At 71.2% G+C, this 6,428-nt stretch carries 4 protein-coding genes; 1 reads left to right on the top strand and 3 read right to left on the bottom strand.

Annotation, left to right across the window (positions count from 1 at the left end):
* Positions 1-591 precede the first annotated feature (591 nt).
* A complete protein-coding gene (locus ACFZCY_RS04755) occupies positions 592-1,143 on the bottom strand; it encodes a MarR family transcriptional regulator (protein WP_391169341.1) in 552 nt (183 codons plus the stop codon).
* A gap of 148 nt (positions 1,144-1,291) precedes the next feature.
* Between ACFZCY_RS04755 and ACFZCY_RS04750 the strand changes: the two genes are divergently transcribed.
* The gene (locus ACFZCY_RS04750) at positions 1,292-2,599 is read left to right on the top strand and encodes an MFS transporter (protein ID WP_391169425.1); all 1,308 of its coding nucleotides are present in this window, start codon (positions 1,292-1,294) and stop codon (positions 2,597-2,599) included.
* 43 nt (positions 2,600-2,642) lie between these two features.
* Here the strand turns inward: ACFZCY_RS04750 and ACFZCY_RS04745 are convergent, their stop codons facing one another.
* Together ACFZCY_RS04745 and ACFZCY_RS04740 are read right to left on the bottom strand one after the other, a co-directional pair.
* Complete coding sequence (locus ACFZCY_RS04745; protein ID WP_391169340.1) at positions 2,643-4,637, bottom strand: SpoIIE family protein phosphatase; 1,995 nt, start codon at positions 4,635-4,637, stop codon at positions 2,643-2,645.
* A gap of 235 nt (positions 4,638-4,872) precedes the next feature.
* Entirely contained in the window at positions 4,873-6,243 is a 1,371-nt protein-coding gene (locus ACFZCY_RS04740; protein ID WP_391169339.1) for an FAD-dependent oxidoreductase, read from the bottom strand.
* Between the last annotated feature and the right edge of the window lie 185 nt (positions 6,244-6,428).

Here is a 6,428-nt window from a genome sequence, read left to right as displayed (position 1 = left end):
AACTCTCCGTGAATGCTTCCAGGTAATCCTGGCGACACCACGAGAGCGGAACCACCGGAGGAATAATCCGATGGTTCACAGCGTCCTCGCTGTGTTTTTCTTCAAAGGAACCTCGCCCACGATCCGAAGACCGTATGGACGGGGTATCAACATATCTGGCGTTGACTTTTAGCACGCTGTTGAGTTCTCAAGGAACGGACGCTTCCTTTGAAACCGTATCACCGGTCTCTCCGGGCTTTTCCCTCCGGCCTTTCAGCCTTTCGGCTTTCCGGCCTTTCGTGTTTCCAACCTTACCAGATCCGTTTTCCGTTCCGTTTCCGGTCCGAATTCCGTTTCCGGCCCCCTGTTGGAGCGGGGTGTTTCGCGCCTTCCGGCGTGTCCACCACTTTAGCGGATTCCCCCGGATGCTCATAATCGAGCTTTTCGGTCCGGATTTCGGCATGCCGAAGTCGTTCCCGATTGGGGGTCGTGCGGAGTGGTTTGCCGCCGGTGCGGCTCGAGTGCGTACCGATGAGTCGTTACGGCTCTGTGGCAGCTCGGGGAACATTACGGATCGGCCTGATCGGTGTCAACCCGTGTCGGCCGAATGCCTCAACCGAGGTCGTTCAGCCGCCCGTCGGCGTCCGGTTGGGCCTCCTCCACCCGGCGCAGGACCCGGGCGAGCATCTCGCCGAGGGCGTGACGCTCCTCGGAGGACAGGTCCTGAAGCAGGTCTTCCTCGAAGACGGATGCCCGGCGCATTGCCTCCAGCCACTTCTCCCGCCCGCCGGTCGTCAGCTCGACGATGACGCGCACGCGGTTGTTCTCATCACGCTCCCGGGTGACGAGCCCTTCGTTCACCAGACGGTCGATGCGATGGGTCATCGCGGCCGGGGTGAGGCCGAGCCGCTTGGCCAGCTCGCCGGGGCCCAGCTGGTACGGGGAGCCGGACAGCACGAGGGCCTTCAGTACCTCGAACTCGACGTTGCTGATGCCGAGGGTCGAGGACTGCCGGCTGTAGGCGACGTTCATCCGCCGGGTGAGTCGGCTCAGGGCGTTGACGACCTGTTCCACCTGCGGGTCCAGGTCCTGGAATTCGCGCTGGTAGGCCGCGATCTGCTCCTCGAGGGTCAGCAGGTCGTCCGGGTCGGGGGTGTCAGCCATGTGCGGAGTATGACACGGAAGTCGTTCGCGCCGAAGTTCTTCGACGTGTACTCTTAAGCGTTGAAATTTAGCTTCGAAGTGTTGAGGCTTCCAGTACACGGACTTCTTCCGACTCCGTAACGACCCTTCTCGACCTAGGTAGGTGAGTGTGACCACCGCGATGGGCGCAGCGCTGCGCCGGATCCAACTGGGCAACGCGCTGAGCGCGTTCGGCAACGGCTTCACGGTCCCGTTCCTGTTCGTCTATGTGGCGCAGGTGCGGGATCTCGGTGCGGATACGGCGGGCCTGGTGCTCGCGATGTTCGCGGTGGCCGCGCTGGTCGTGCTGCCCTTCACCGGTCGGGTGATCGACCGGCGGGGGCCGCTGTCCGTTGCCGTCGTGGGTGCGGTCGCCTCCGCCGTCGGATCGCTGGGGCTCGGGCTGGCGGCGAGCGAGCCGCTGGTCCTCGCCGCGGCCGGGGTGCTCGGTGCGGGAATGGCGGTGATCCAGCCCGCGCTGGCCACGCTGATCGTGTGGTGCTCGACGCCCGCGACCCGGTCGCGCGCCTTCGCGACGCAGTTCTTCCTCAGCAATCTGGGGCTGGGCGTCGGCGGACTGCTCGGCGGGCTGCTGGTGGACACCTCCTCCCCGGCCGGGTTCGTGCGGCTCTTCGCGATCGACGCGGTGATGTTCCTGGTGCTGGGTGCCACGGTGGCGACCGTAAGGCTGGCGAAGGGGCCCGCGTTCGACGGTGCGGTGCCGACCGACGCGTCCGCCGCCGGGACGGGCGGCTGGCGGGCCCTGCTGGGGCACCGGGCCATGGTGCAGCTGTGCGTACTGGGCTTCGTGCTGTTCTTCGCCTGCTACGGGCAGTTCGAGTCCGGGCTGTCGGCGTTCGCCGTGGACGTCGCCCGGGTGTCCCCCGCGATGCTGGGCGTGGCGCTGGCCGCGAACACGGCGGCGATCGTGCTGGCGCAGTTCGTGGTGCTCAAGCTGGTCGAGCGGCGGCGGCGCAGCCGGGTGATCGCGGTGGTCGGGCTGGTGTGGACGGTCGCGTGGGCGGCGGCCGGTTCCGCCGCCCTGGTGCCGGGCGGCCAGGCCATGGGCACGGCCGCGATCGTCTCGGCGTACGCGCTGTTCGGTCTCGGTGAGGCGATGCTGTCGCCGACCGTCGCGCCGCTGGTGGCCGATCTGGCGCCGTCGTCCCTGCTGGGGCAGTACAACGCGGCGTTCTCCCTGGTGAAGCAGTTGGCGCTGGCGGTCGGCCCGGCGGTCGGCGGGCTGATGGCGGGAGCCGGTGCGTACGGGGCGTACATCGCCATGCTGATCGTCTGCTCGCTGGGGGTCTCGGTGCTCTCGCTGCGGCTCGGCAGGCGGCTGTCGGCGCGGCAGGACAATCCGCTGCGCGGGGCCGCCGGTGCCCCGGTGCCCGCGCCGCGTTCGGAGTCGTCCGCTCCGGTGACCACGGCGGTCTGACCGGCCGCCGTGTTCCGCACCGTCGCCCTTTCCGCCGGAGGTCTTATGGATCTCCGTCGGGGAGGGCGAATTCGCACCACACCGCCTTTCCGCCGCCCGGTGTGCGGCGTGAGCCCCAGGAGGAGGCGATGGTCGCGACGATCGAGATGCCGCGGCCGGCCTCGTCGACCGGTTCGGCTCTGCGGCGGCGCGGCAGATGGTCGTCGCCGTCGGTCACCTCGATGATCAGGCGCCGGTCGGTGCGCCGCAGCCGCAGCCGCATCGGGGGCGTGCCGTGCTGGAGGGAGTTGGCGACCAGCTCGCTGGCGGCGAGGACGCCCAGGTCGCGCAGCTCCATGGGGAAGCGCCAGCTGGCGAGGACGCCGGAGGCGAAGGCCCGGGCGCGCGGGGCCGCTTCCACTCCGCCGAGGAGTTCGAGGGCGGCGTTGTGGAACAGCTCGGCGTCATGGCCGGTGCGGGCGGGGTGCTGGAGGACCAGGACGGCGACGTCGTCGTCGTGGGCGGCGGTGATGCCGAGCGCCCGGATGAGGCGGTCGCACATCACCTGGGGCGTGCCGGTCGCGCCCGCGAAGACGCGCTCCAGAGCGGCGACGCCGTCGTAGATGTCCTTGTCGCGCCGCTCCACCAGCCCGTCGGTGTACAGGACGGCGCTGGAGCCGGGGCCGAGCGGGACGGAGCCGGAGGTGTGCAGCCAGCCTCCGGTGCCCAGCGGCGGGCCGGTGGGTTCGGCGGCGCGGCGCACGGTGCCGTCCGGGTCGCGGACCAGGATCGGCAGATGGCCCGCGGAGGCGTAGACGAGGCGGCTCTCGTTGGGGTCGTGGACGGCGTAGACGCAGGTGGCGATCTGGTTGGGGTCGATCTCGGCGGCCAGTCCGTCGAGGAGCTGGAGCACCTCGTGCGGGGGCAGGTCGAGGCGGGCGTAGGCGCGGACTGCGGTGCGCAGCTGGCCCATGACGGCGGCGGCGCGGACGCCGCGCCCCATGACGTCGCCGATGACGAGGGCGGTGCGGCCGGCGCCGAGGGTGATGACGTCGTACCAGTCGCCGCCGACCGCCGTGTCCTTGCCGCCGGGCTGGTAGGTGGCGGCGACGCGCAGGTCGTCGGGTTGTTCCAGCTCCTGCGGGAGGAGGCTGCGCTGGAGGGTGACGGCGGCCTGGCGCTGCAGCCGCTCGCCGGCGCGCAGCCGCTCGGCGGCCTCGACCTGGTCGGTGACGTCGGCGCCGAAGACGAGGACGCCGCGCACCCGTTCGGGGGCGTCGTCGGTGGCGGTCGCGGTGGTCTGCGCGGCCGCGACGGGAACGGCCGCCACGGGGGCCGCCATCTCGGGAACGGCCGCCACGGGCACTGCCGCGTCGGGGACGGCGCCGTCGTGGGCGGGCGCGGGCACGGGGTGGGGCACGCGGGCCGCCGGCTCGGGGGCCGGGGCGGCCATCTCGATGGGCGAGCAGGTGAAGGTGTAGTACCCGTGCCGCGACCGCCCGGCGGCCGTGGGCGCCGCCTCGGGCCCGGCGTCGGTGCCCGGCGCGAGCCCGGGTGCGGACTCGGGCGCGGACTCGGATGCGGGCTCGGGTGCCGCGGGGACGCGCCGCGCCTTGACCGTACGGGGCGTGCCGCTGCGCAGGACCTGGTCCATGAGCGGCAGCAGGCCCAGTTCGCGCAGCTCGGGCAGGGCCTGCCCGGCGGGGACGCCGCGGGTCCGGTGGCCGAACAGGTCGGCGTAGGCGTCGTTGAGATAGGCGATGCGGTGCTCGGGGCCGTACACCACCGCGACCAGGGCCGGGACCTGGCCGAGGACGTCGTGGACGGACAGCCCGTCGAGGGTCGGGACGGCGGCGGGCGGCGGGCTGCCGGGGGCGGTGCCGGGCGCGCCCGGCAGCGGCGGCTCGCCGTCGGCGGAGGGGTCGGTGCGCTCGCCGCGGGCGGCCGGGACTGAGCCGCCGCCCGCTGCGGGCTGCGGACGCCGCGCGGCACGGTCGGACCGCGCGGCGGTGCGTCGCTGCGTTCGGGGGAGCCGGGCGCTCCAGCGCGTGAAGTTCACTGCGGATTACCTCGTGGAGTGGTGGCTGAGCAGCGCGCCGGCGCGGGATCGGGGAGAGGGATGCGGGTGCGGGGGACGGCCCCCGGGGGAATGCAGCAAACTTCCGAATCCTCGCGATTGTCACTCTTTGCAGATACGAGCCCACCCATGGTCACACGTCCAGTGTGGCCGACCGGACTGACATCCGTGAGACGCCGTTCGTGGGAGGGGAGTTCCCGGCTCCGCCCCGGCGGGGTCAACTGGCTTCGGGATGGCGTCCGGTGTCGGCGGCGAGCTTGAACTCCGCGCGCGGGTTCTCCAGCGATCCGAGCGAGACGATCTCCCGTTTGAACAGCCCCGACAGAATCCATTCGGCCAGTACCCGCGCTTTGCGGTTGAAGGTCGGCACCCGGCTGAGGTGGTAGACGCGGTGCATGAACCAGGCCGGGTAGCCCTTCATCTTGCGGCCGTAGAGATGTGCGACGCCGCGGTGGAGGCCGAGGGAGGCCACGGAGCCGACGTACTTGTGCTCGTAGTCCGTGAGGGGCCGGCCGCCGAGCGAGGCGAGCAGGTTCTCGGCGAGGACCTTGGCCTGGCGGACGGCGTGCTGCGCGTTGGGCGCGCAGACGGCGCCGGGGTCGGCCGCCGTACGGTCCGGCACGGACGCGGCGTCCCCGGCGGCCCAGGCGTGCTCCACGCCGTCCACCTGCAGCGTCGCGGTGCAGGTGAGGCGGCCGCGGGCGTTCAGCGGGAGGTCGGTGGAGGCGAGGATGGGCGACGGTTTGACGCCGGCGGTCCACACGAGGGTGCGGGTGGGGAAGCGCGAGCCGTCACTCAGTACGGCGACCCGGTCCTGGCAGGAGTCGAGGCGGGTTTCCAGCCGTACGTCGATGTTGCGGCCGCGCAGCTCGCGGACCGCGTACTTGCCCATCTCCTCGCCGACCTCCGGGAGGATCCGGTTGGTGGCCTCGACGAGGATCCATTTCAGGTCCTCGGGCGCGATGTTGTGGTAGTAGCGGACGGCGTACCGGGCCATGTCCTCCAGTTCGCCGAGCGCCTCGACACCCGCGTATCCGCCGCCGACGAACACGAAGGTCAGCGCGGCGTCGCGGACGTCGGGGTCGCGGGTGGAGGACGCGATGTCGAGCTGTTCGAGGACGTGGTTGCGCAGCCCGATGGCCTCTTCGACGGTCTTGAAGCCGATGCCGGTCTCGGCGAGGCCGGGGACCGGGAGGGTGCGGGAGACGGATCCGGGCGCCAGGACCAGCTCGTCGTAGTGGATCTCGATCGAGCCGGTGCCCTCCTCCTCTGTGGCGAGGGTTCTGATGGTCGCCGTGCGTTTGCCGTGATGGATCGCGGTCGCCTCGCCGATGATGACCTGGCAGTCGCCCAGGACACGACGCAGCGGAACCACGACGTGGCGGGGGGAGATCGACCCGGCCGCCGCCTCCGGCAGGAAGGGCTGGTAGGTCATGTACGGCTCGGGGTCGACCACGATGACCTGTACGGCGCCGTGCCTCAGCTCCTGCTTGAGCTTCCGCTGGAGGCGCAGCGCGGTGTACATCCCGACGTAGCCGCCGCCGACAACGAGAATGCGCGCTGGTTCCTTCACCCTCCCATGAGGCATCCGCGACCGCTGTTTGTCCACAGCCCCGACCAATTGTGTGACCGGAGGGCCGAAGGCGCCCTGGGGCCGGGCCGTGGGCTGGAGGAGGACATACGCGCAGGTCAGGGCGTGGTCGTGGGGGGTGGGGCGGTCTGGGAGGCGGAGTGAGGTGGCCTGGTGGTCCGGTTGGGGGACGGTCTGTCCCG

It is taken from the genome of Streptomyces sp. NPDC007983, from assembly GCF_042958345.1.
Taxonomy (GTDB): domain Bacteria; phylum Actinomycetota; class Actinomycetes; order Streptomycetales; family Streptomycetaceae; genus Streptomyces.
The sequence above is the reverse complement of the archived record's forward strand: the minus strand, read 5'-3'. Positions and strand labels throughout refer to the sequence as shown.